We start from the raw sequence: 22,706 nt of genomic DNA on the forward strand, positions 1-22,706 counted from the left end.
TTTCATCCGGGCCTTATGTCGTGGATCAGGCGATGCGGGCCAGCGCCGCCTGAAGGCGCAGGCGTTCGGCCTGGAACGTTTCAAGCCGTTCGCGGTTTTCAGTCACGACTTCGGGCTTGGCGCGGGCGACGAAGTCGGCATTGCCCAACTTGCGTTCGACCTTGACGATCTCGCCATCCACCTTGGCGCATTCCTTTTCCAGCCGCTGCCGTTCCTGCGACAGGTCGATAATCCCGGCCAGCGGAATAACGAGCGTTGCTTCATCAACCACAAGCTGCGCGGCACCCTGCGGCATTTCGCCTTCCAGTGGCAGCACTTCGGACACGCGGGCCATCCGGCCGATCGCTTCCGCCCATTTACCGGTCCGTTCTACCGTGACCGGTGCTGCATCACGCAGCAGAACCGGCGCCAGACGTGACGGCGGCACGTTCATTTCCGACCGTACGGTGCGGATGGCGGTAATGAAGCGAATCAGCCATTCCACCTCATCGCGTGCCTGCTGCGCTCCATCCAGATGCTCCGGCCGGGGCCACGGCGCGGTAATGAGCGAGCCTTCTGCCCCGAAACCGAAATGCTGCCACAACCGGTCGGTCATGAACGGCGTGACCGGCTGCAACAGGCGCAGGATGGTGCCCAGAACGTGGGCCGCCACGGCGCGCGTTTCAATCGCTTCGGCGGTATCCCCCGCAGCGAGGACCGGCTTGGCCAGTTCAAGGAACCAGTCACAGAAGCAGTTCCAGACGAAGCGGTAGCAGACACCGGCATATTCATCGAAGCGGAAGGATTCCAGCGCCTTTGTCGCATCGTCCGTGGCCTGCGCCAGTTCCGCCAGTATCCACCGGCCCAGAGGGGACTGCACGCTGGCGGGGCTGAACCCTTCGACCGGAGCGACGCCATTCATTTCGCAAAAACGCGCCGCATTCCAGATCTTGGTCATGAAGGAACGGTATTCCTCCACCCGCTTGCGTCCCAGCTTCACATCGCGGCCAAGACCGGTCAGCGAGCAGATGCAAAAGCGCATGGCATCCGCGCCATAGGTGTCGATCAGTTCCAGCGGGTCAATGCCGTTGCCCTTGGACTTGGACATCTTCTGCCCACGCTCATCACGCACCAGACCGTGGATGAAGACCTTGCGGAAGGGAACGTCCTTCATGAAATGCAGGCCCATCATCATCATCCGCGCAACCCAGAAGAAGATGATGTCAAACCCGGTTACAAGCACGTCGGTCGGGTAATAGCGCGCCAGTTCCGGCGTCTGTTCCGGCCAGCCAAGGGTCGAGAACGGCCACAGCGCGGAGGAAAACCACGTGTCCAGCACATCGTCATCACGCGTAAGGTCGGTATCCTGACCGTAATGGGCACGGGCCTGCGTTGCCGCTTCGGCTTCGTCATGGGCGACGAATACATGTCCGTCCGGCCCGTACCATGCGGGGATGCGGTGGCCCCACCACAACTGGCGGCTGATGCACCAGGGCTGGATGTCACGCATCCATGCGTAAAAGGTGTTTTCCCACTGGCGCGGCACGAATTCGATCTTGCCGCTTTCGACCGCTTCAACCGCAGGACCGGCAAGGGTTCTGGCATCACAGTACCACTGCGTGGTCAGGCGCGGTTCGACCACCACGCCGCTGCGTTCGGCATGGGGAACCTGATTGGTGTGCGGCTCGATCTTTTCCAGCCATTCCAGCCGTTCCAGTTCGGCCACCATGACCTTGCGCGCCTCATCACGCGGCAGGCCAGCAAGGGTGCGTACGAATGCAGGGTCAGCCAGACCGTCTTCCGCGCGCAGTTCATCCCCGATTTCGGCCAGTGTGATGCACGCTTCCTCATCAAGGATGCTGGGCATGTCCAGCCCGTGGCGGCGACCGACCTCGAAATCGTTGAAGTCATGGGCAGGCGTGATCTTGACCGCGCCGCTGCCCTTGGTCGGATCGGAATGTTCATCCGCCACGATGGGAATGCGCCGCCCCGTCAGCGGCAGGATGACGTTGCTGCCGATCAGGTCGGCAAAGCGTTCGTCCTCCGGATGGACGGCTACGGCCATGTCACCCAGCATGGTTTCGGGACGGGTGGTGGCGACGGTAATGGTGCGGCCCGGCTGCCCCTCCACGGGGTAGCGGATATACCACAGGCTGCCGCGTGTTTCGCGGTTGTCGACTTCCAGATCGGAGATGGCGGAACGGAAGGCCGGGTCCCAGTTGACCAGACGCCGGTCGCGATAGATCAGCCCCTCACGGTACAGGGTGACGAACACTTCCTTCACCGCGCTGGACAGGCCCTCATCCATGGTGAAGCGTTCACGCTCCCAGTCCAGCGAACCGCCAAGGCGGCGTAACTGCGTGGTGATGCCGCCGCCGGACTGCGCCTTCCAGTCCCACACGCGCTCGACAAAGGCATCGCGTCCCATTTCCTGCCGCGATGTGCCTTCTTTCTGCAGCATCCGTTCCACCACAAGCTGGGTGGCGATACCCGCGTGATCGGTGCCGGGCTGCCACAGCACGTCGCGCCCCTGCATGCGGCGCCAGCGGATAAGCGTATCCTGCAGCGTCATGGTCAGGGCGTGACCGATATGCAGCGTGCCCGTAACGTTGGGTGGCGGGATCATGATGGTGTACGGCGATGCCGGACTGGTCGGCTGTGCGCCGAAGGCACCGCTGGCCTCCCACAGGGCATAGAGGGAAGTTTCTGTCCCAGCGGGGGAGAACGACTTGTCAAGCATCACGAAAAACCAGATCCACCATAATCAGACGCAAGGCAGGACACCGCGCCCGGCCAAGGGCAGATATACCCCAAACCCACGGGAAAGGAACGCCACCCGTGCAATCGTTTTGACATTTATGGATCACTTGCAGGAGTAACAAGCGCGGGAAGCCGCCTTTCCACGCCGCCCTTTCAGACCGGCGGAGGATCAGCGCCCCGGCTGGCCGGTTGCATAATCGCTGATACCCCACAGCCGGTCATGGACCGCGCGGTAGTAGGCACCTTCATCATATAGCGGCACGTCAAGATTCAGGTCGCGCGCGGTCAGCCTGCCTATGGCCGCCGTAGTCTGGTAGGATGAGATGACAAGATTGCCGACGCTGCGCACCAGCGCGATCTGGGCCTGAAGCACGGTTTCCTGCTGCTGGAGCACGGCCAGCGTCGATGTCGTGCCGACAATGACCTGCCGCTGCATGCCGTGCAGGGCGACACTGTCGGCGGCCACGGCATCGCGGTTGCTTTCTATCGCCGCGCGGTTGGCCTGCATGCGCTGCCAGCTTGCCGCCGCAAGCTGGACCGCCGCGCGGCGGCTGACATCCACGGCCCGCGCTGCTTCCGCCGCCTGCTGCCGGGCCATGCGGACGGCGGCATACTCGCCCCCACCCTGATAAAGGGGCATGGCGGCGCTGACCATGGCGTATTTGTCATTGGCCAGCGACCGGCCTTCATCCTGATTGATGGCATGCATATACGCGGCCTGCGCGCTGACATTGGGCATGAGAGTGGAAAAGGCCACGCCCACCGCATCTTTTTTGGCGGCTTCGTCAAACAGGGCCGCGATCACCTGCGGATTGTTCTGCACGGCCTGTGTCATGGCGTCCTGCTCGGCATGGATGGGCAGGACCAGCGGTTGTGGCGGGGTCAGGTCCGCGGCTGCATCACAGCCTACGACCTGCCGGAAGGTGGCACGATCCGCCTGCAACGTACCTTCCGCCAGTTGCCGTATCGCCCGGGCATTGGCAAGCGCGCCCTGCGCCTGCGCCACATCGGTATGGGTGAACTCCCCCCCACGGGCGCGCAGTTCGGTATCATGTAGCTGGGTGGCGTAGACCTGCTCGTTATTGATGTCGATGCTGAGTATCTGCTGGTCTTCCACCACATTGACGTAGGCACTGACCACATCGGCCAGCACCTGCTGTTCGGCGGCGATCAGGCGCGCACGTTCGGCCCTGACCGCATGGCGCGCCTTGTGCGTGGTGGCGGTGGTCTTGCCCCCGGTATACAGCGGTTGGGAAATGCTGACGCCGCCAGCATAACCCGGACTGTCATATTGCCGTGCATAACCATTTTCAGCCGATGTACCCGCAAGCCGCATCACGCCGGAATAATAGGACATCTTGGCGGTGCCGGTGATGGTGGGCCGCCATCCGCCCAGCGCCTGCGGTACCTGTTCATCCGTTGCGCGCAGCGTGGCGCGTTCCTGCCGCAGGACGGGGTTGGTCAGATATGCTGCCGCCAGCGCATCCTTCAGCGTGTGCGGTATCTCCGTCGCGCCAGTTCCGGGCTGGGGTTCACGCCCCAGCGCCGTGCCGCAACACAGGACAGCGGCACTGCCCGCACTGATGGCCCAGTTTCCCCGCATGCGCCCTCCTGCCCCGGCTGATACGATACGGGGCCAGACGCCCGCACATCGTCTCTAGCGGCAGGATGTTGCGCATGCGTTAACCGCGCCGCCGGTCAGAACACAAAAGCGGGAGCAGGTTCGAGTTCAGGCAACAGCGGCACGGCGGCATCGAACAGGGGCTGTGCAGCACTCCCCTGCGGGGTGCGGACAATGCGGCTGACCGTGGTGACACCCGAATCCGGGCAGATGGGGGCAATGATCCGCCCCCCCTCCGCCAGTTGTTCCAGCAGGGCCGGGGGCACATGCCGGACCGCACCATCAATCACGATCAGGTCATACGGTGCGTTTTCCGCCATTCCCCTGACCAGCGGTCCCTCATGCCAGTGCACATCAGGCGCCCAGGTAAAGCACAGCGCCCTGCCGATATCCGCCAGCGTCCGGTCGGATTCGAGTGCCGTGACATCCAGCCCCTGCCCCATGGTGGACAGGAGCGCGGCCAGATACCCCGTTCCTGCCCCCACGACCAGAACGCGCTCCCCATGGCGTATTTCACACACCTGCAACATGCGTCCGGTTACGCGGGGCTCGGTCAGGTAGCGTTCATCCCCCAGCGGCAGGCAGCGATCGGCATAGGCAAAGGCCCGCAATGCGTCCGGCACGGCCTGTTCGCGCGGCAGGGCACGCATGGCGGCGACCACGTCCGGATTGCTGACCTGTGCCGGACGGATCTGGGCATCCACCATCCGCTGTCGGGCCGCGGCAAAATCAAGAGGCGCGTAATCGGGGTCTGTCTTGTCCATAACGGTTCCTTGAAACACGGTGCCGAACGCGGTCAGGATCGGCAGCCCGACCGGACGGGCAGATTTTTTTCCGGCTTTTTCCTATTTATGCGCCGGTTTTGCATAGAAACAACGGCAGGGCTGCACACAACGGCTTGACCTGAAGCACATTTCGGCAGATATAGCCCCCGTGTCGCCGAGGTCTGGTGGCAGAATGGTGATGCAGCGGACTGCAAATCCGCGAATGTGGGTTCGATTCCCGCCCAGACCTCCAGCGACCTTTCAAGTCGTTGAAAATGAAATATTTTTCTCGACATTTTACCCCATAAAATACCCCCGGAAATTGTAGTCAGTGAATGTTCTGCATCATTATGCGGCACTCTCCTGCCTGCCCATGGCGATTCCCCGCCTGTATCATTTGTCCGGTTTCACCACGCCAAGTGATATGTAAAACTCGCGCCATGAAACCAAACCTGCTGATCAGCGGCTGCCTGTCCGGTCAGCCCGTAAGATACGATGGCGCGGCACGGCTGCTGGAGCATGCAAGTCTGACGCGCTGGCAGGCCGAAGGGCGGGTGATCGCTTTCTGCCCCGAAACGGCAGCCGGAATGCCCATTCCCAGACCCGCCGCCGAAATCGCCTGCGGCGGGGATGGCATTGCGGTAATCGACGGACGTGATCACGTTTATGAAATAACGGGCCGCGACGTATCCGCGCAGTTTGTTGAGGGAGCCCATAAGGCGCTGGAGATGGCACGGCGGCACAACTGCGTGCTCGCCCTGCTGATGGATGGCAGCCCGTCCTGTGGCAGCAGCTTTATCTACGACGGCCAGTTTAGCGGCACGCGCCATGCGGGACAGGGCGTGACGACCGCGTTGCTGCAACGTCATGGCATTACCGTTTACGCGCCCGCACAGTTTTCCCTGCTTGAAGCAGCGATGGACTGATCTTTCCCCTTCCGTCCATCATACCCGTATCTGGCGATATCACGCACAACGACGGCCACCAGTCGGCTAGTGCGAACATTGCATGCGCGGGTCGACGTAAAAGCCTGCCTGGTGACGGATGGCCATGAGACAGCCCTGATTTACCCCACCTGTTCACCGGGGGCAGTCATAAAAACCAGTCCCACCCATCCAGCGTGACCATTAAACCTGAGCATCCGGTCCGGGTTAGGCCGGGATGCGTCCCATCCTGCTCCCTTCACGCCTGCATGAAATGGATGAAGATTCCGGATGGTGCGGATTGGCATGCCGACGCTATCCTGTCCTGCATTCGCGCATCGGTTTTCCCGCAAGGATCTGGATCATGTCCCACCGCCCTGTCCATTCCCCCAGCCGGCGCATGGCAATGGGTGTCGGCATGGGACTGGTCCTGTCCACATGCCTGCCGCGCAGGGCGCCGGCCCGAACGATAGACATGACAGCAGTGGACGATCGCCTGCGCCACGCAGTCAGCAGCCACGAAACGCCGGGCGTCGTCTGCGCCATCGGTCATGCTGGCCGTATTGTCCATAAGGCCGTGTATGGCCAGCGCGCCATAAGTCCGGCGTCCGAACCCATGACATGGGACACGGTGTTCGATATGGCATCGTTGACCAAGGCGCTCATTACCGCGCCCTGTATCATGCAGTTATGGGAAAAGGGGCAGATCGGTCTGGATACACCGGTCAGCACCTACCTGCCGGAATTCGCGGCACAGGGTAAACAGGACATTACCGTCCGCCACCTCCTGACCCATTATTCCGGCCTGCCGCCGGACCTTGACCTGACCGAACGCTGGCAGGGGCGCGCACAGGCCTACAGCCGCACCATGAACACCCGCCCCGACCAGCCCGCCGGGCAGAAATTCGTCTATAGCGACATCAATTACCTGACCCTTGGCTTTATGGTCGAAAAACTTACCAGCCAGTCGCTGGCGGCTTATGCCACCGGGCATATCCTGCGTCCGATGGGTCTATCCCATTCCTGCTTCCTGCCCGATGCCAGCCTCCGGTCGCGCATCGCCCCGACGCAGGTGGATGAAAGTGGCCAGATGCTCCGTGGGGTCGTGCATGACCCGACCACCCGCCGCATGGGTGGGGTTGCGGGCCATGCGGGGCTTTTTTCCAATGCCGATGATATGTGCCGCTATGCGCAGGCACTGCTCGACTGTCGCGCCGGACGTGATGGCACGTTCTTTCCCCTGCGACATGATACCGTACTGCTCATGACCACGCCGCAGCAACCGGCTGGAAAAAACGACCTGCGGGGGCTGGGATGGGATATCGACACCCATTATTCCAGCGCGCGAGGCGACCGCTTTCCCGTAGGGTCTTTCGGTCATACCGGCTTTACCGGCACGTCGTTATGGATAGATCCGCAAAGTGACAGCTACGTGCTGATCCTGACCAACCGCGTCCACCCCGATGGGCACGGCAATGTCATTTCCCTGCGCCGGGATGTGGCAACCGCTGCTGCCATCGCGCTGGATGCCGGTTAACCGCAGGTGCCTTCATGCCGCTGTTGCCCATGCACCAATTATTGTGGCCCCCACGACTACCTCCACCGCTTCTGAAAAACAGATTTAGCCTGCCCTGATTTCATGTGCGTGCACCGCAGCCTGAACAAGCAGCGCGATGGCTGGCGCAATATCCTGCACCAGATCACCGGGCGGCTGCGCGCTGGTGCGCACCTTCAGTATGGACGCCGAGGCATCGGACTGGGTCCGGGCCTTTTCAAGGGCGTCTGTGGCCCCTGCCTGCCAGCCATCCCTCCCGCCATCCAGCGCATCAAGCCCGGCCTGCGCCAGTTGCGCCAGCAGGGCGGATGCAGGCAGGACTTCCCGCAGGGCAGGATCGGTCCGGGCCAGACGCTGCAGGCGGATGTCATTCCCGCGCCAGTTTTCCAGCCGGACCCGCAGGCTGGCGGCCAGATCATGCTGGCCTGCGACATAAGCGCGCACGTCACGTTCAAAAGCGGCGGCGGCAAAACTGTCCGGGGCGGCAATATCGGCGGCCCTGTCCTGCGGCGGGCGAACTGGCGTTGGTGTAATACGGCTGGGGCCAAATACGTGATTATGGGCATAATTGCGCACCGGGCTGGTAACGGACAGCAGAACGGCAAGGGGTGTCGCATCATCGGGCGCCAGACGCAGCATCATGCGGTGGCTGTCGGTCGCGGCATGGTTGCCCAGTATCTCCAGTTCCGACTGCACGATGGGCAGGCGGACGGCAAGGCTGTTTTCATCGCGCACCGTGGCGGGCGACCAGAACCGCTCCGCCAGCGCGGCACAACGGGGCCACAGGCGGGTATCGAGCATCTCCTCCGTCACGATTTCCGTCCATAACGGGGCTTCCGCCCCCATGACCAGACTATCCTGCGCTGGCGTCATGCGGGCGGCGGGATCAAGCGTGAAGGCATCCAGAAACGGAGCATGGGCCTGCGCCACCTGATCGGGCGGCAGGCCGTTTCCCTGCGGGTCGAGCGGATCAACACGGTAATGCTCCACCGCAGGCAGCAGCAGGTCCAGATAATACCCCGCTGACACCACGACCGGATGCCCGGCCGCCGTTGCCGCAGCGGTGTAGCGTGATCCGCGCCACGGCTCGATCACGATGCTGGCGGGGACGGGGGCGTCGATCAGTTCATCCCACCCCATCATGATCCTGCCGTCCCGGGCCAGCATTGACTGCACCCGCGCGGTAAAGGCCGCCTGCAGGGCAGCGGTGCTGGCATACCCATGCTGTTTCATGAAGGCGCTGATACGCGGGTTGCCCGTCCACTCATCGGGACGCACCTCATCACCGCCCACATGAAAATAGGCATCGGGAAACAGGCCGACCATTTCATGATACAGCCGGGAGAGGAAAACATAGGTCTGCGGATTGGACGGATCGATGGCCGCACGGACAACCCGTTTGGGGTCCATAGGGGTCGTTATCGGCTGGGCCGCATATTCGGGATAGGCCTGCACCAGCGCGTAACTGTGCCCCGGCGTATCGAATTCCGGCACGATGCGGATGCCCCGGTCCGCCGCATAGGAAACAAGGTCGCGCACCTGCTGGCGGGTATAATATTCCCCATGGGACGCCACCTGCTGCAGGCGTGGATAGAGCATGCTTTCCACGCGGAAGCCCTGTCCATCCGAAAGATGGAGGTGCAGGACATTCAGCCTGGTCAGTTCCATCATGTCCAGTTGCCGCTCCAGCGCTGCGACCGACATGAAATGGCGGCTGACATCCACAAGAATGCCGCGCCATGCGAAACGTGGACTGTCATCAATCACGGCGGCATCGAGTACCGGACCGGCCTCCTGCCGCTCCACCAGTTGCAGCAGGGTACTCAGCCCACGCAGCACGCCAGCAGGGCCATCGGCCACCAGCGTCGCGCCGTCTGAACCGGTCCGCAGATGGTAATGTTCTTTCATATGGACGGACAGCAGCCCCGGATCAGCGGCCTGACACTGGATGCGTACCGTAAGCCCCGCCTGCTGCCCCGCCACGGCATCACGGGCGGAGAGCACCGCCAGACGCCGGGCAAAACGTTCCGCCGCACGATCCAGCATGGCGGAACGAACGCCCTGCCATTCAATCCGCACGCCACCCACAAGCGGGATGTTGCCGGGCGCGAGCTGCCATGAAACCGGCTGCGGCATAAGGGCCGGTGCGGCGCACGCGTGCCCCGCCATGCCCATCATCCCCATGGACAGCAGGAAAAAACCAGACCTGAAATGACGGAGAGGGAACATGGCGCATGTTTTCCAGAACGGCAGGGACAGCATGGTGCCTGATTATGACAGTACCCCCAAATCCGAACCCGACGTTCCGCCCCGGACACGTCGCCGCAGCAGCAGCGCATAGAGCAGGACAACACCATAAGAGCCCATGACAAGCCCGGCAAAGGCAGGCTTCAGCCCGACAATTCCGATCAGTAAAGCAAAAACCTGCGGCATGACCCCGCCGCCACAGAACGCCATGACCAGCAACATCGTGGCCTGAGACTGCCTGTGCCCCGCCAGATGCAGGACAAGGGGAAACAGGATCGGCATCATCATGGCATTGGCCAGCCCCAGCAGCGTCACGCACGCGACCGACCATACGCCATGCAGGAACGCGACCCCGAGGCAAAGCACCATGCCAAGCACGGCAGACAGCGCCAGATAGGCAAGCTGGCTGCACATGGCAGGCACAAGAACCGTACCCAGCAGATAACCACACAACATGCCCGCCAGTGTGACGGAGGTCAGGAAACGGGTCTGCCCCAGCGATAGCCCGACATGGCTGCCATAAAGACCAACCCCGTCACCCGCCAGGACCTCAACGCCCACATAGACGAACACCACCACGATCCCGGCCCACGCCAGCGCGCCCATACGTGGGGCAGGTCCCTCCCTTCGGGGCAGGGAAGCGGCTGCCGCATCGCGCAGACGGATATCAGGCAGCCCGACATGACGTAAGCCAAAAGCCACAACCAGCAGCACAACCGCCATGCAGCGATAGGGAACCACCACCGCATGGGCAAAGGCCGCCAGAACCGTCTCACGCGCCTGCGCGCTGCCCGCATCATGCAGACGGTCTGCAACCCCGCCGATATCACGCATAACCAGAATGGAAAATAATACAGGTGCGATAATGCCGGATACCTTATTGGCAATCCCCATGATCGCAATACGGCGCGCCGCCTGCCCTGCGTTACCCAGCAGGGCGACGTAGGGATTGACCGTGACCTGCAGGAGCGTCAGCCCCGCCCCCAGAATGGACAGGCCACCCAATGCGCCGGGATACCATCGCCGCCCCACGCATTCGCCAAATACAAGCGTGGCTGCCGCCATGACCCCCAGTGCCATGGCAATCCCGTTACGCAGCCCGATCCGCCGCGCCAGCCCCATGGTGGGGGCGGCGCAGAACAGGTAGGACAGGTAAAAGCACATCGGCACAAGAAAGGCCCCGACCGGCCCGAGACCAAAGGCGACCTGCACGAATGTAATCAGCGGGCCGTTCAGCCATGTCACGAACCCGATAATGAAAAACAGGCCAGCCATGATGACCAGCGGTCTCATACCCTGAATCCTGCCGCCCGCTGCCTTATGTTGTTGGGCCAAGTTCCCTACCCCGCTTTCCTGTCGCGCGCTGCGCATCCGTAATGAAATCGTAACAGGATCAGCCGGAACCGGTAGCCATGAACCGCATATTCCGCCCCACCGCATGACCTGCTATGGCAGGCAGACCCGTAACAGGACAGGCAGAACGACCATGCGCCTGCGCTCCCCCTGGCATGCGCATCTTCCCGCAGGTGATACGCCCCCGGCTGAACGGCTGGCCGATGCGCTGGCCGGTGACATACTGGCGGAAAAGCTGGATGCGGGGGACCGCCTGCCCGCGCACCGCGATCTGGCATGGCGGCTGGGCATCGGTATTGGCAGCGTCACGCGCGCCTATGCCATGCTGGAACGGCGTGGACTGGTGCGCAGCATACGCGGGCGGGGCACATTCGTCGCCTCCCGCCCCGGCGGCACGGGGCGGGTGCTGGACCTGTCGGCCAATATGCCGCCACCCATGTTCAGTGACAAAGCACTGACCCGCACGCTTTCCCGTCTGGCGCGAACGGTCGATCCGGCCCTGTTCAATGTCTATCCACCCGTCGCCGGTCATATCGAACACCGCCGCATCATGAGCCACTGGCTGGCGGAACTGGGCATGGACCTGTCGCCTGAGCGCCTGTTACTGGCCAGCGGCGCGCAGCAGGCGCTGGGCGTCGCACTGGCGGCGGCACGACCGGCATCAACCGCAATCCTGACCGAGGAACTGACCTATCCCGGCATGCTGACCCTGATCCGTCAGGGTGGACTTACCCCCCACGGCCTGCCAATGGACCGGCAGGGCCTGCTGCCCGATGGGCTTGAACGCGCATTGTACCGTCATGCCGCCGGTCGGTGTCTCGTGTATGTCACCCCCACCATGCACAACCCGACCACGGCCACCATGGACCGGGCGCGCAGGCTGGCCATCGTCTCCCTGTGCCGCCGGTATGACGCCCTGATTATCGAAGATGATGTCTATGACTGCGCAAACGATCCCGACCTGCCACCGCTTGTGACACTGGCACCCGAACGGGTTTTTTACGTCAACAGCCTGTCCAAGACGCTTAGTCCGGGCCTGCGTATCGGCACGCTGGTTCCGCCTGCGGCATTTTTGAGTGCGGCGCGTGCGGCCCTGCTGAATTCATCGCTCATGATCGCACCGCTTTCCTACGCCATGATGGCGCAATGGATGCAGGACGGCACGGCGGCTTCCGTACGCCAGTCCCTGCGGGGGGAAGCGCAGCGGCGTCGTGATATCGCTCTGCGCATCATGGGGCCTTCTGTCGTCCCACCAGCTTATGACGCCTTTCATATATGGATGCCGTTGTGCAGGAAACGCAGCGAAGAACTGGAAGCCATGGCTGCGCGGGAGGATGTGCGCGTAACATCGCTACACCCCTTCATGGCGAACCCGGAAGGGGTGGATAACGCCGGGATACGTCTGTGCCTTGGCCCCACCGCCCTGCCCGACCTGACCGAGGCGCTACGCCGCGTGCATCGCCTGCGGACCGGAATGGGAGAATAGTGTCACGTGACACTTTCTTCGTGGAAGGAAAGTGTCACAGCATCCTATGCTGCCCGCAGACAGGGATTTCAGCCCGAGGATACTCATGACCGAGCAGCCCATTACGGTTATTGCCACCTTCCATATCCGTCCCGAACACGAAAAAGCGGCTCTGGACGCCATCCAGCGCTGCGTTGCCGCATCGCGGCACGAACAGGCCAACCTGTCCTACCAGTGCCACCGCGATGTCAGTAACCCGAACATCTTCGTATTCGTGGAACGCTGGCGCAGTCCCGAAGCCCTGGCGGCACACGAAACCACGCCCCATTTCCGCGCCATGGCGCAGGTATTCGAAACCGCATTGTCCGAGCCGCCGCATGTGCGCATCACCCGTGAAATCTGATCCCGCCCCCCTGCGCCTTCTGGGGCGGCTTGCGGTAGCGCTGTTCCTTTCCTACATGGCCGTGGCACTCCCGCTGGCAGCCATACCCGTATCGATCCTGCACTGGCCGGGTTACGGCAACGGGCTGGCGGGACTGGCCGTGGGGATTGCGTTCTTTTCCACCATCCTCAGCCGCAATCATGCCGGTGTCCTTGCGGATACGAAGGGTGGCCGCCCATGCATGCGCACGGGACTTGCCCTTTATGTCGCGGCCAGCCTGATCTGCGCGCTTTCCGGTCTGACAGCCCTGCCTGAAGCAGCACGTTACATCATCCTGCTGGCCGGCCGCCTGCTGCTCGGGATTGGTGAAAGCCTGACCATCGTGGGCATGCTGGGCTGGGGAATCGGGCTTATGGGCCAGCAGCGCGCGGGCCGCGTGCTGGCATGGACGGGGGCAGCCATGTATGGCGCCTTCGCGGTGGGGGGACCGATCGGGCTGGTCGTGTACGAACACTGGGGCATCGGTACGCTTATGGTGCTTTCGGCGGCACTGCCGCTGATCGGTCTGGGGCTGGTGCAGGATGTTCCGGCCTGCGTTCCCCATGCAGGCGCGCGTCCACCGTTCTGGCGTATTCTGGGCACGATCCGCTGGCAGGGCATCGCCGTCGCCCTTCAGGGGGTCGGGTTCGCAGCACTGGGGGCCTTCCTGCCACTGCGTTTCATTCATGCGCACTGGCCCTATGCCGGGTTCGGGCTGACCTGTTTCGGGCTGGCTTTTGTTGCCGGGCGCTTCGCCTGCGGGCATCTGCCGGACCGGATTGGCGGGCTGAAGGTGGCCCTGTTCTCGCTTATGGTCGAAGCGGCGGGGCAGTATCTGCTGTGGTACGCGCCTACCCCCCTTATTGCCTTTGCAGGCGCAGTGCTGACGGGCGCGGGATGTTCCATGGTCTTTCCCTCCCTTGGGGTGGAGGTCGTGCATCGGGTTGCCCCCCATATGCGTGGCGCGGCACTGGGCGGCTTTTCCGCGTTTCAGGATCTGGCCTATGGCGCGACGGGACCGCTGGCTGGACTGCTGGCAGACCGGTTCGGGTATGACATTGTCTTCCTTCTGGGCGGGCTGTGCGCCACGGGCGGCGTGGTGATCGTGCTGGCCCAGATAAGCGCACGCCGTACGGATGCGTGATATGGATTCCGGCTGCGTCTATATCCTTGGCACCTGCGATACCAAGCATGCCGAACTGGACTATATCGCACGGCTTCTGCGCGAAAGTGACGTGATACCCCGCATTGTCGATATCAGCACACGCGAGCACGCTGCCCCTGCTGCTGTCAGCGCCCGGACCGTTGCAGGCTTTCATCCCGGTGGGCAGAAAGCCGTTTTTACCGGCGATCGCGGGCGTTCCATCGGGGCCATGGCGGAGGCGCTGCGCCTCTACCTTGGCGCGCGCACGGATATGCTGGGGGTAATCGCGATTGGCGGGTCCGGTGGTACGGCGCTGGTTGCGCCTGCCATGCAGGCACTCCCGCTCGGCCTGCCCAAACTGATCGTCTCGACCATCGCATCGGGCAATACCGCGCCCTATGTGGGCGGGACGGATATTGCGATGCTGTATTCCGTAACGGATATGGAAGGGCTGAACCGCCTGTCACGCATCATCCTGTGCAATGCCGCGCATGCCATGGTCGGGATGGTGCGCATGAAGTGCGTGCCACAGCCAGATCCCCGCCCGGCCATCGGGCTGACCATGTTTGGCGTGACCACACCCTGTGTTGACCGGATCGTGCATCAGTTGTCGCCGCAGTTTGACTGTCTGGTCTTTCACGCCACGGGCACGGGTGGTCGCGCCATGGAACGGCTGGCGGATGAAGGGATGATCCGTGGTTTTGTGGATGTAACCCTGACCGAATACTGCGATCTGGTCGCCGGTGGTATTTTCCCGTGCGATACGGACCGGCTTGGCGCGGTCATCCGTACGAAGCGGCCCTATATCGGCAGTTGTGGCGGGCTGGACATGGTCAATTTCGGTGCACGGGCCACAGTGCCCGAATGTTACCGTAGGCGCATATTTGTCGAACATAATCCCCAGATCACCCTTATGCGCACAAATGCGGACGAATGCGCCGCAATGGGCCGGATGATCGGCCAGCAACTGAACCAGTGCATGGGAGAGGTCCGCTTTTTCTACCCCGAAGGCGGGTTTTCCATACTCGACCGTCCCGGCGCGCCCTTTTACGACCCAGAAGCCGATGAGGCTTTTTATGCCGCACTGGAGCACACCGTGCACCAGACCCCACAGCGCAGGCTGATCCGTCTTCCCCATGCGATCAACGACCCGGCCTTTGCCGACACGCTGGCGCATGCTTTTTCAGACATATTCAAGGAGAACCCAGATAATGCCCAGCATTCCCCGCAGTGAAATCCTGAAGAAATTCCGTGCCATGATTGCCGCACGCCAGCCCATTGTCGGCGGCGGTGCCGGAACCGGACTTTCCGCCAAATGCGAGGCCGCGGGCGGCATCGACCTGATCGTCATCTACAATTCCGGTCGCTACCGCATGGCGGGACGCGGTTCGCTGGCGGGTATCCTGGCCTATGGCAACGCCAACCAGATCGTTATGGAAATGGCGCGTGAGGTATTGCCGGTCGTGCCACATACCCCGGTACTTGCAGGCGTAAACGGCACCGATCCATTCGTGGATTTTGACGTGTTTCTGGACGATGTGAAGCGGGTGGGCTTTTCGGGCATCCAGAACTTTCCGACCGTCGGGCTGATTGACGGCAATTTCCGCAAGAACCTTGAAGAAACCGGAATGAGTTACAGCCTTGAGGTCGATGTCGTCGCCCGCGCCAACCGCAAGGACATGCTGACCACGCCTTACGTTTTCGATCCGGCGCAGGCGGTGGACATGGCAAAAGCGGGCGCGGATGTGCTGGTTGCCCATATGGGCCTGACCACGGGTGGCGCGATCGGGGCGGAAACGGCCTTCACGCTGGAAGATTCGATCGAACGGATCAACGCGATTACGGAAGCCGCGCGTGGCGTGCGTTCCGATATCATCATCCTTTGTCACGGCGGCCCGATCGCCATGCCTGCAGATGCGCAGAAAGTATTGTCAGCCTGCCCCGACTGTCATGGCTTCTACGGGGCATCGAGCATGGAGCGCCTGCCGGTTGAAACCGCCCTGACCGAACAGACCCGCAATTTCAAGGCAATGACGCGCTGATCGTCCTGCCTTCTTCACATTTTATGTTCCCGGTCACTGCTCCGACAGGGTGTAGTGGCCGAAGGGACTCCTGGTCAGACAATTTGGTCCCGTACACCGTTTGGCGCCGGATATTGGTATGCCGCAGGCTGCCCCTTTCCATCGCAATGAAAGGAGCAGTCACACCGGGAACGTCACTGCCGAACGCCAGACGGAACGGCAAACCGGGGTCTGGCATGAACAGGGTTTACTGCGCCGTATAGCCGCCATCAATGACCAGTTCACTACCCGTCATGAACTTGGATTCATCGGATGCAAGGAACAGGATGCCATAGGCAATATCATCCGGTTCGCCCAGATGACCCAGCGGATGCAGGTCGATCAGTTTCTGCCGGGCTGCCACCTGATCGGGCGTGGCCGACGTGAAGCCCTGCACCATTGGTGTCCAGATATAGCCGGGATGGATGGAATTGACGCGGATCTTGTAACCCGCGCGCGCGCAGTGCAGCGCCGCCGATTTGGTAAACAGCCGCACGCCGCCCTTGCTGGCGTTATAGGCGGCAAGGGTCGGATCACCGATCAGCCCCTCGATGGAGGAAAGGTTGATGATGGAACCGGCACCACGCGGCTTCATGGCTTCCACCGCGTAACGGGTCCCCAGAAACACGCCGTCCAGATTGACCGACTGCACGCGCCGCCAGTCGGCCAGACTGGTTTCCTCGACCGAGCCATTATACAGGATACCTGCATTATTGACCGCGATATCCAGACCGCCGAACTTTGCGGTAATGGCTTCGATGGCTTTCTTCCAGTCCTCCTCCTGCGTGACATTCAGGGAAACGAACAGGGCCTCCCCCCCGGCGGCCTCGACCTCGGCCACGGCGGCGTGCCCTTCTTCTTCCTTAAGGTCAGCGATAACGACCTTCGCACCTTCACGTGCCAGCAGCAGGGCCGTGGCCTTGCCAATACCAAGTGCGGCTCCTGTAACAAGCGCTACTTTTCCCGAGACGCGTCCCATGATGTTCTCCTGAATGAATATCCTTAAAATATAAGGATATTTCCGTAGGCGGTGCGAGAGGCTGGTCCTCCTCCCCTCCCCTGAACACGGAGTTGTGATGCTGTGTCAGCCCCTATCCCGCCGGTCATGATATTGGCCTGCTTCTTACTTAAAGTATCGCCCAGCGGTTAATGTCTTCGTTTACGGATTTCGTTTTTTCTTTGTTGGGCAAGAGAAAATCACAAAATAACGGGAGCTTCGCCACGACAGCCAATTACAACCACCAACCTGTCGTGGTCTGGTACATGGTCGGAAGCTCCTGCCGCAGACCGGCGCTGATGCAGACAGATAATAAACTGGCGCAAGCCCCCCTGACACCGGACCGTTCCGTCCGATCCGACATTACCTGAGAAATGCTGTCAGATCGGGCGGTACCAAAGCAAGCCGCCACCTGTTTTCCAGTCCATCATGCCAGAGTGATAGCGCACAGTTCGGTCATGCGGCCTCTCTTCAACAGGGTCATCATTCCCTTCTGGTGAAGCAGTTACCGACAGACGGCTGCGGCAAATCCTTTTGACGCTTTTCGCTGCATTCTATATAATATCTCTGCTTTCTTATATAATCCAGAGATGACTATTCAAACAACAGGTGGACAGTCTATTACACGCCGCGCCATCGACCACATGAACCCGTCACTTTCGGGTCCATGTTTTTCCTGACAGGGACGTGTTGATACAAACCCGCGCGAAAGGAAAAATGCGCATGCTGCCCTCTTCCATCTTTGAAACTGAAACCGGTCGTAAACGGGGGGCCGCATCCACAACCGTAGGAACCGCACTGCGTAACGCCATTCTGGGCGGCACGCTACCGGCGGGTCTGGCGCTGCCGCAATCAGAACTGGCTGAAGGGTTCGGGACCAGCATCATCCCCGTGCGCGAGGCGCTGAAACGGCTGGAAGCCGAAGGGCTGGTCACGTTCATGCCCAACCGGGGCGCCATGGTCACGGGCATGACGGAAGACGATATCATTGAATATTCCGAAATCCGTGCCTCGCTGGAAGAAATGGCCGCCCGCCATGCCGTAGGCCGCATGTCGCGCGTCGATCTGGCGCGGATCGAGGATGCTTACGAAGCCTTTGTAAACGGCACGAACGCCAACCCGACCCAGCACGGGCTGGGCGACCTGAACCGCGCCTTTCACAATGCGATCTATGCTGCGGCGCAGCGTCCGCGCCTGCTGGAAATGATTGATGACCTGCATGTGCGCCTGACCCGCTACATCCGCAGCCATCTTGAACTGGAAGGCCGCAAGGACCTGACGGATATCGAGCATGAAGCCATCATGCAGGCCTGCCGCAAGCGCGATGCGGAGGAAGTTGCCCGCCTGACCCGTCAGCATATCCTTGATGCTGCTGCCATTTCCGTACGCGTGATCCGGGAGCGCAGGGAGGGCTAGAAACGCCCCGAAAGACCGTCGACTCTACGCGATTTATGGGACTAAACGGCGGGCGAAACAGAATCGTATATTATTCTAGACAAATTATATCCTGTTGAGGCACTGTCTCCGGAACGCTGTTTCCTGGTGGAAGTACCCTCATGCTGCTTTTCAAAGATTTTGCTGGAAAAATCGCCGCCCCGTCACCGTTACGCCAACAGATAACCGAGGCGACCCGCCGGTCGGAGATCGAGTGCATCAATGCCCTGACCCCTGCCGCGACACTGAGCGACGCCGAAGCCCTGCGCACGACCAATCTCGCCACCACGCTGACGGAGGGACTGCGCCGTAACCGCAATCCCGGTGGGGTCGAGGCGCTGGTGCAGGAGTTCTCCCTTTCCTCCGCCGAGGGTGTGGCCCTCATGTGTCTGGCCGAAGCCCTGCTGCGTATTCCGGACAATGCGACACGCGATGCCCTGATCCGCGACAAGATCGGCACGGGTGACTGGCTGGCCCATATTTCCCGCGACCGCCCCCTTTTCACCAATGCCGCCGCATGGGGACTGCTGGTGACCGGTCGCCTGACCAGCCCCGGCACACGGGAAAATGCGGGGCTGAGCGAGACGCTGCGCAAACTGGTGGCACGCAGTTCCGGTCCGCTGATCCGCAAGGCGGTGGATGTGGCCATGCGCCTTATGGGCGAACAGTTCGTGGTGGGTGAAACCATCGAATCCGCTCTGAAGAACAGCGAAAAGCTGGAAGAACAGGGCTTCCGCTATTCGTACGACATGCTGGGTGAAGCCGCGCTGACCGCGCATGATGCCGAACGCTACCGGCAGGATTACATCACCGCCATCCACGCCATCGGCAGGCGCGCGCGCGGCGCTGACGTCTATGAACGTCCCGGCATTTCCATCAAGCTGTCGGCCCTGCACCCCCGTTACAGCCACGCGCAGCGTGACCGTGTCATGGCCGAACTGCTGCCCGTCGTTGTTGAACTGACGGTTCTGGCACGCCATTACGATATCGGCCTGAATATCGATGCGGAGGAAAGCGAGCGGCTGGAAATCTCGCTCGATCTGCTCGAAGCCCTGTGCCTTGAGCCCGCGCTGAAGGACTGGAACGGCATCGGCTTTGTCGTGCAGGCCTATGGTCGGCGCGCGCCCTTCGTTCTGGATTTCATTATCGATCTGGCCCGACGCACCGGACACCGCATCATGGTGCGACTGGTCAAGGGCGCTTACTGGGACAGTGAAATAAAGAAAGCCCAGATAGACGGAATGCCTGATTTCCCGGTCTATACGCGCAAGGTTCACACCGATATCAGCTACATTGCCTGCGCGCGCAAACTGCTGGGCGCGCGTGACGCCATCTTCCCGCAGTTCGCCACCCATAATGCCCGCTCCCTTGCCACCATTTACACGCTGGCGGGCGAGGACTTCCAAACCGGATCGTATGAATTCCAGTGCCTGCACGGCATGGGCGAACCGCTTTACAAGGAAGTTGTCGGCCCGCAGAAGCTGAACCGTCCCACGCGCATCTACGCCCCGGTCGGCACGCATGAGACATTGCTGGCATACCTTGTGCGCCGCCTGCTGGAAAACGGCGCGAACTCGTCCTTCGTCAACCAGATCGGAGATGAAAACATACCCGTCTCACAACTGGTTGCCGACCCGATGACCATTGCCCGCAGTTACGTGCCCTATGGCGGCCCCAACCCCGCCATTGCCGCGCCGCCGGATATGTTCGCACCCGAACGCCGCAACTCCGCCGGTCTGGACCTGACGGATGAAAATGCGCTGGCGGCCTTGGGCCGCGGGCTTGACGCCTCCCCCGCCGAATGGACAGCCGCCCCGATGCTGGCCACTCCCGTCACACCGGGCACGCCGCACGATGTCACCAATCCCGCCGACCGGCGCGAGCGTGTCGGCCAGTGGACACCGGCAGATGCCACGGTCATTCCCGGCGTTATGGAAGATGCGGTCAGGGGGGCCGCGGCATGGGCCGCGCAGCCACCCGCCAGCCGCGCCGAAAAGCTGGAACGTGCCGCCGACCTTATGGAAGGGGGGCAGGACGCGCTGCTGGGCCTGATCGTGCGTGAAGCGGGCAAGTCCTTTCCCAACGCCCTTGCCGAAATCCGCGAGGCCGTGGACTTCCTGCGCTATTACGCCGCGCAGATCCGTGCGGACTTCGATAATGCCACCCATATCCCGCTAGGGCCGGTGGCGTGTATCAGCCCATGGAATTTCCCGCTGGCCATCTTTACGGGTCAGGTTGCGGCGGCACTGGCCGCCGGTAACAGCGTAATCGCCAAACCGGCGGAGGAAACGCCACTGGTCGCGGCACAGGCCGTTGCCATCCTGCACGAAGCCGGGGTGCCTGCTGACGCGCTGCAACTGCTGCCCGGTGCGGGAGATGTCGGTGCGGCACTGGTGCAGGCCGCACAGGTGGCGGGTGTCATGTTTACCGGTTCAACTACGGTGGCGCAGTCCATCAACCGCCAGCTTGTCAGCCGCCGTGGCCATACAGGACAGCCTGTACCGCTGGTTGCCGAAACCGGTGGCCAGAACGCGATGATCGTCGATTCCTCCGCCCTGGCGGAACAGGTGGTGGTGGATGTCATCGCCTCCGCCTTTGACAGCGCGGGGCAGCGCTGTTCGGCACTGCGCATCCTGTGTGTACAGCATGAATGTGCCGATCACCTGCTGCGCATGCTGCGTGGGGCGATGCGTGAACTCAGCCTTGGCAACACCGCACGACTGGCGACCGATATCGGCCCCGTCATTACCACTGAAGCCGCGCAGGGCATCCAGACCCATATCCAGCGGCTGAAAGACCGGGGCGCGCCCGTCTATTCCCTGCCGCTGCCCGATGCCTGTGCCCATGGCAGCTTTGTCGCGCCAACCCTGATTGAAATTGATTCCATTTCCGATCTGGGGGCGGAGGTTTTTGGTCCGGTTCTGCATGTGCTGCGTTATCGCAGTCAGGAACTCGATACCGTCATCGATGCGATCAACGGGCTGGGATATGGCCTGACGGGTGGCGTGCATACCCGTATCGAAACTACCGTGCAGCAGGTCGCGCGCCGACTGGATGTAGGCAACCTGTATGTCAACCGCAATACGATCGGCGCTGTCGTTGGCGTGCAGCCCTTCGGCGGGCGGGGCCTGTCAGGCACAGGTCCCAAGGCCGGGGGACCGCTGATCCTGCGCCGCCTGCTGGCCGCGTTCCCGCTGCGCGATGGCCTGCCGGGCATGAACGGAGGAACAACGCCCGTCATCATGGAACGGTGGCATGCATGGCTGATGGGTAACGGGTACAGCCATATTGGCCATCGGGTTGCGGAAATGGCTAAAAAACCGCTCCCCGGCGCACATATGACCATGCCCGGCCCGGTCGGCGAGGAAAACGTCTACAGCTTCAGGCCACGTGGCCATGTGCTGTGCGTGGGCGATGTGCGCGAGCATCTGGTGCTGCTGGCTTCGCTCGCCCTTTCATGCGGCAATACGGCGTTTGTATATGGGCCTGCCGAAGCAACCGCCTGGCTGGCGGAACTTCCCCCGGAACTGGCGCAGCATATCCGCAAGGTCAGCGACCTTCAGGAACTGGCCTGCCCGGTGGTGATGTCAGTGCAGGATGATGCGCTATTCCGCCACGTAACCGAAACGCTGGCCAAGGGGAGTGGCATGATCGCGTCCACCTTCCTGATTGACCCGGACATCCTGCACCGGGAGTTCCTGATCGAGGAACACAGCACCAGCACCAACACGGCTGCGGCAGGCGGCAACGCCACCCTGATGGCAATCGGCTAAAGCCTGCCTGTTATGGGCGGGAAATTTTCCCCGCCCATAACGGTTTTCCCCATCCGGGCATGACAGGACGAAACAGTGCCGCAACTGGACAGGCCAGTCTGTCCTGCCCGATCACACAGCCTGACCAGCACCGGCATCACGCAATCATGCGGCGTGGGACCGGTTCTGACAGAGCCCTGTCCCAAAACATGGACAGGACCGCATGATCCG

At 62.0% G+C, this 22,706-nt stretch carries 15 protein-coding genes and 1 tRNA gene; 10 read left to right on the forward strand and 6 right to left on the reverse strand.

Annotated elements, in window-relative coordinates:
- Positions 1 to 25 precede the first annotated feature (25 nt).
- From ACBR42_RS08860 to ACBR42_RS08870, 3 genes are all read right to left on the reverse strand, one after another.
- Positions 26 to 2,719: a valine--tRNA ligase gene (locus ACBR42_RS08860; protein ID WP_371207811.1), complete on the reverse strand. Its 2,694-nt coding sequence runs from the start codon at positions 2,717 to 2,719 to the stop codon at positions 26 to 28.
- A gap of 189 nt (positions 2,720 to 2,908) precedes the next feature.
- Positions 2,909 to 4,342 (reverse strand): TolC family outer membrane protein, encoded by a 1,434-nt coding sequence (locus ACBR42_RS08865; RefSeq protein WP_371207766.1) that lies wholly within the window; start codon positions 4,340 to 4,342, stop codon positions 2,909 to 2,911.
- Positions 4,343 to 4,437: 95 nt separating this feature from the next.
- Positions 4,438 to 5,124, reverse strand: coding sequence for a protein-L-isoaspartate O-methyltransferase (locus tag ACBR42_RS08870; RefSeq protein WP_371207768.1), 687 nt, complete (start codon positions 5,122 to 5,124; stop codon positions 4,438 to 4,440).
- A 179-nt stretch (positions 5,125 to 5,303) separates the two neighbouring features.
- Between ACBR42_RS08870 and ACBR42_RS08875 the strand changes: the two genes are divergently transcribed.
- The 3 genes from ACBR42_RS08875 (at position 5,304) to ACBR42_RS08885 (ending at position 7,584) form a co-directional block, all read left to right on the forward strand.
- Positions 5,304 to 5,377, forward strand: a tRNA-Cys gene (locus ACBR42_RS08875).
- A 187-nt stretch (positions 5,378 to 5,564) separates the two neighbouring features.
- The gene (locus ACBR42_RS08880; RefSeq protein ID WP_371207769.1) at positions 5,565 to 6,050 is read left to right on the forward strand and encodes a DUF523 domain-containing protein; all 486 of its coding nucleotides are present in this window, start codon (positions 5,565 to 5,567) and stop codon (positions 6,048 to 6,050) included.
- 415 nt (positions 6,051 to 6,465) lie between these two features.
- Entirely contained in the window at positions 6,466 to 7,584 is a 1,119-nt protein-coding gene (locus tag ACBR42_RS08885) for a serine hydrolase domain-containing protein (protein ID WP_371207812.1), read from the forward strand.
- An 84-nt stretch (positions 7,585 to 7,668) separates the two neighbouring features.
- Here the strand turns inward: ACBR42_RS08885 and ACBR42_RS08890 are convergent, their stop codons facing one another.
- Both ACBR42_RS08890 and gluP read right to left on the reverse strand, forming a co-directional pair.
- On the reverse strand, positions 7,669 to 9,831 hold the full coding sequence (locus ACBR42_RS08890) for a beta-N-acetylhexosaminidase (RefSeq protein WP_371207770.1): 2,163 nt from the start codon (positions 9,829 to 9,831) through the stop codon (positions 7,669 to 7,671).
- Positions 9,832 to 9,873: 42 nt separating this feature from the next.
- Positions 9,874 to 11,142 (reverse strand): glucose/galactose MFS transporter, encoded by a 1,269-nt coding sequence (gluP, locus tag ACBR42_RS08895; protein WP_371207771.1) that lies wholly within the window; start codon positions 11,140 to 11,142, stop codon positions 9,874 to 9,876.
- A gap of 193 nt (positions 11,143 to 11,335) precedes the next feature.
- Between gluP and ACBR42_RS08900 the strand changes: the two genes are divergently transcribed.
- The 5 genes from ACBR42_RS08900 to ACBR42_RS08920 all read left to right on the forward strand — a co-directional run bounded on the left by ACBR42_RS08900 (position 11,336) and on the right by ACBR42_RS08920 (position 16,274).
- On the forward strand, positions 11,336 to 12,688 hold the full coding sequence (locus ACBR42_RS08900) for a PLP-dependent aminotransferase family protein (RefSeq protein ID WP_371207773.1): 1,353 nt from the start codon (positions 11,336 to 11,338) through the stop codon (positions 12,686 to 12,688).
- A gap of 85 nt (positions 12,689 to 12,773) precedes the next feature.
- Positions 12,774 to 13,070: a putative quinol monooxygenase gene (locus ACBR42_RS08905; RefSeq protein ID WP_102324795.1), complete on the forward strand. Its 297-nt coding sequence runs from the start codon at positions 12,774 to 12,776 to the stop codon at positions 13,068 to 13,070.
- Positions 13,045 to 14,232, forward strand: a complete 1,188-nt coding sequence (locus tag ACBR42_RS08910; RefSeq protein WP_371207774.1) for an arabinose transporter — start codon at positions 13,045 to 13,047, stop codon at positions 14,230 to 14,232. The genes ACBR42_RS08905 and ACBR42_RS08910 overlap by 26 nt, the downstream gene beginning before the upstream one ends.
- Position 14,233: 1 nt before the next feature.
- Positions 14,234 to 15,466: a Tm-1-like ATP-binding domain-containing protein gene (locus tag ACBR42_RS08915; protein ID WP_371207775.1), complete on the forward strand. Its 1,233-nt coding sequence runs from the start codon at positions 14,234 to 14,236 to the stop codon at positions 15,464 to 15,466.
- Positions 15,444 to 16,274: a phosphoenolpyruvate hydrolase family protein gene (locus ACBR42_RS08920; RefSeq protein ID WP_102324354.1), complete on the forward strand. Its 831-nt coding sequence runs from the start codon at positions 15,444 to 15,446 to the stop codon at positions 16,272 to 16,274. The genes ACBR42_RS08915 and ACBR42_RS08920 overlap by 23 nt, the downstream gene beginning before the upstream one ends.
- A gap of 226 nt (positions 16,275 to 16,500) precedes the next feature.
- Here ACBR42_RS08920 and ACBR42_RS08925 read toward each other — a convergent pair whose 3' ends face one another.
- Entirely contained in the window at positions 16,501 to 17,271 is a 771-nt protein-coding gene (locus ACBR42_RS08925; RefSeq protein ID WP_132305962.1) for a glucose 1-dehydrogenase, read from the reverse strand.
- Positions 17,272 to 18,012: 741 nt separating this feature from the next.
- Here ACBR42_RS08925 and ACBR42_RS08930 point away from each other — a divergent pair.
- Both ACBR42_RS08930 and putA read left to right on the forward strand, forming a co-directional pair.
- Positions 18,013 to 18,705, forward strand: coding sequence for a GntR family transcriptional regulator (locus ACBR42_RS08930; RefSeq protein WP_102324796.1), 693 nt, complete (start codon positions 18,013 to 18,015; stop codon positions 18,703 to 18,705).
- Between the two features lie 140 nt (positions 18,706 to 18,845).
- Positions 18,846 to 22,496 carry a bifunctional proline dehydrogenase/L-glutamate gamma-semialdehyde dehydrogenase PutA gene (gene putA, locus ACBR42_RS08935; RefSeq protein ID WP_371207776.1) on the forward strand — a complete coding sequence of 1,217 codons (3,651 nt, stop codon included), beginning with the start codon at positions 18,846 to 18,848 and terminating at the stop codon, positions 22,494 to 22,496.
- Positions 22,497 to 22,706: the final 210 nt, after the last annotated feature.

Source organism: Komagataeibacter sp. SM21 (assembly GCF_041402665.1).
Lineage (GTDB): Bacteria > Pseudomonadota > Alphaproteobacteria > Acetobacterales > Acetobacteraceae > Komagataeibacter > Komagataeibacter saccharivorans.